This window comes from Variovorax sp. GW821-FHT09B01 (genome assembly GCF_059418345.1).
Window position 1 is genome coordinate 2,396 of sequence record NZ_JBWKPQ010000053.1, and the last position, 3,251, is coordinate 5,646.

General features: G+C 50.7%; 2 tRNA genes and 2 rRNA genes (1 of these 4 cut by a window edge). All 4 read right to left on the reverse strand.

The features are described 5' to 3' along the window. Window positions 1–829, reverse strand: a 23S ribosomal RNA gene (locus AC07RV_RS45755) (it extends 2,141 nt beyond the left edge of the window). A gap of 316 nt (window positions 830–1,145) precedes the next feature. Continuing rightward, window positions 1,146–1,221 (reverse strand) — tRNA-Ala (locus AC07RV_RS45760). Window positions 1,222–1,251: 30 nt separating this feature from the next. Further along, window positions 1,252–1,328 (reverse strand) — tRNA-Ile (locus AC07RV_RS45765). An 89-nt stretch (window positions 1,329–1,417) separates the two neighbouring features. Next, window positions 1,418–2,952, reverse strand: a 16S ribosomal RNA gene (locus tag AC07RV_RS45770). The 16S and 23S rRNA genes sit together here with 2 tRNA genes alongside, the layout of an rRNA operon. Between the last annotated feature and the right edge of the window lie 299 nt (window positions 2,953–3,251).

A 3,251-nucleotide genomic window follows, 5' to 3' on the forward strand; every position in this document is an offset into this window, starting at 1 on the left:
GAGGCACTACCTAAATAGTTTTCGGAGAGAACCAGCTATTTCCAAGTTTGTTTAGCCTTTCACCCCTATCCACAGCTCATCCGCTAGTTTTGCAACACTAGTCGGTTCGGACCTCCAGTACCTGTTACGGCACCTTCATCCTGGCCATGGATAGATCACTTGGTTTCGGGTCTACACCCAGCGACTGATCGCCCTATTCGGACTCGATTTCTCTACGGCTTCCCTATTCGGTTAACCTTGCCACTGAATGTAAGTCGCTGACCCATTATACAAAAGGTACGCAGTCACCCTTGCGGGCTCCTACTTTTTGTAAGCACGCGGTTTCAGGATCTATTTCACTCCCCTCCCGGGGTTCTTTTCGCCTTTCCCTCACGGTACTAGTTCACTATCGGTCGATGATGAGTATTTAGCCTTGGAGGATGGTCCCCCCATATTCAGACAGGATTACACGTGTCCCGCCCTACTTTTCGCTAGCTCAGTACCACACAAGTCTTTTAACGTACGGGGCTGTCACCCACTATGGCCGGCCTTTCCAAGCCGTTCTGATAAGTCTTGTGCTATCACTAGCAGGCTCTTCCGATTTCGCTCGCCACTACTTTCGGAATCTCGGTTGATGTCTTTTCCTCGAGCTACTGAGATGTTTCAGTTCACCCGGTTCGCCTCGCATAGCTATGTATTCACTATGCGATACCTTTCGGTGGGTTTCCCCATTCGGAAATCTCCGGATCAAAGCTAATTTGCCAGCTCCCCGAAGCTTATCGCAGGCTATCACGTCCTTCGTCGCCTATCATCGCCAAGGCATCCACCACGTGCTCTTATTCACTTGACCCTATAACTTTGACGTTTCTTCACAGAAACCAAAGTCAATCAAGGAATTGCCAGGTCTTTCACCTGGCGCGTTATGCCGTCTTCATAAATCGATTTGACTCGAAATTGAAGTTCATATTGACGCAATCAAAAATTCAAGTTGCTGACGGCACGGTGAGCCATGAAGCTCTTTCCGTCAGCAACGCTGATTCAACTCTATGAATTTTTAAAGAACAGCCGATTGATCAAGAGATCCTGATCAACAACAAAGAAGCCTCATGCTTTCGCAGGAAGCCGCTTTGGTGTTGAAACGTTCCGATGGAACCGATTATTGGTTGTGGTGGAGGATGACGGGATCGAACCGACGACCCCCTGCTTGCAAAGCAGGTGCTCTCCCAGCTGAGCTAATCCCCCAAACTCTCACACACGAGATATCAGAAGATTTGGTGGGTCTAGTTGGGCTCGAACCAACGACCCCCGCCTTATCAAGACGGTGCTCTAACCAGCTGAGCTACAGACCCATTCGCCAATCATCTTCGAAATCGAAGACAACCGACTTCTTCCAACAACCGATAAGTGTGGGCGTTTAAATTAAATTGCTTGTTTCCAGAAAGGAGGTGATCCAGCCGCACCTTCCGATACGGCTACCTTGTTACGACTTCACCCCAGTCACGAACCCTGCCGTGGTAATCGCCCTCCTTGCGGTTAAGCTAACTACTTCTGGCAGAACCCGCTCCCATGGTGTGACGGGCGGTGTGTACAAGACCCGGGAACGTATTCACCGTGACATTCTGATCCACGATTACTAGCGATTCCGACTTCACGCAGTCGAGTTGCAGACTGCGATCCGGACTACGACTGGTTTTATGGGATTAGCTCCCCCTCGCGGGTTGGCAACCCTTTGTACCAGCCATTGTATGACGTGTGTAGCCCCACCTATAAGGGCCATGAGGACTTGACGTCATCCCCACCTTCCTCCGGTTTGTCACCGGCAGTCTCATTAGAGTGCCCAACTAAATGTAGCAACTAATGACAAGGGTTGCGCTCGTTGCGGGACTTAACCCAACATCTCACGACACGAGCTGACGACAGCCATGCAGCACCTGTGTTACGGTTCTCTTTCGAGCACTAAGCCATCTCTGGCGAATTCCGTACATGTCAAAGGTGGGTAAGGTTTTTCGCGTTGCATCGAATTAAACCACATCATCCACCGCTTGTGCGGGTCCCCGTCAATTCCTTTGAGTTTCAACCTTGCGGCCGTACTCCCCAGGCGGTCAACTTCACGCGTTAGCTTCGTTACTGAGAAAGTGAATTCCCAACAACCAGTTGACATCGTTTAGGGCGTGGACTACCAGGGTATCTAATCCTGTTTGCTCCCCACGCTTTCGTGCATGAGCGTCAGTACAGGTCCAGGGGATTGCCTTCGCCATCGGTGTTCCTCCGCATATCTACGCATTTCACTGCTACACGCGGAATTCCATCCCCCTCTACCGTACTCTAGCTATGCAGTCACAGATGCAGTTCCCAGGTTGAGCCCGGGGATTTCACAACTGTCTTACATAACCGCCTGCGCACGCTTTACGCCCAGTAATTCCGATTAACGCTTGCACCCTACGTATTACCGCGGCTGCTGGCACGTAGTTAGCCGGTGCTTATTCTTACGGTACCGTCATTAGCCCTCTTTATTAGAAAAGGCCGTTTCGTTCCGTACAAAAGCAGTTTACAACCCGAAGGCCTTCATCCTGCACGCGGCATGGCTGGATCAGGCTTGCGCCCATTGTCCAAAATTCCCCACTGCTGCCTCCCGTAGGAGTCTGGGCCGTGTCTCAGTCCCAGTGTGGCTGGTCGTCCTCTCAGACCAGCTACAGATCGAAGGCTTGGTGAGCCTTTACCTCACCAACTACCTAATCTGCCATCGGCCGCTCCATTCGCGCAAGGTCTTGCGATCCCCTGCTTTCATCCGTAGATCGTATGCGGTATTAGCACAGCTTTCGCTGCGTTATCCCCCACGATTGGGCACGTTCCGATGTATTACTCACCCGTTCGCCACTCGCCGCCAGGATTGCTCCCGCGCTGCCGTTCGACTTGCATGTGTAAGGCATGCCGCCAGCGTTCAATCTGAGCCAGGATCAAACTCTATAGTTCGATCTTGATTTGCGCCTGATCTCGCGATCAAGCAAAACTCACAAAAACGGAATTGAAGTGAACTTCACTTCTATTCTCATGAGCGTTTTAAGTCTTGCGACTTGTTCCGAAGAACTTACGCAATTACCTTCAAACGCCCACGCTTATCGGCTGTAATTTTTTAACGATCACCGAAGCAACTCATCGTTTACTTCGTCTTGCTCGCTGCGATCAGCGAAGCCTTGTAGTCTAACACGATTTTTAAAGAACCGTCAAACTTTTTTCAACCTCTTCACCTTCAACCACCAGCAGAACAACTT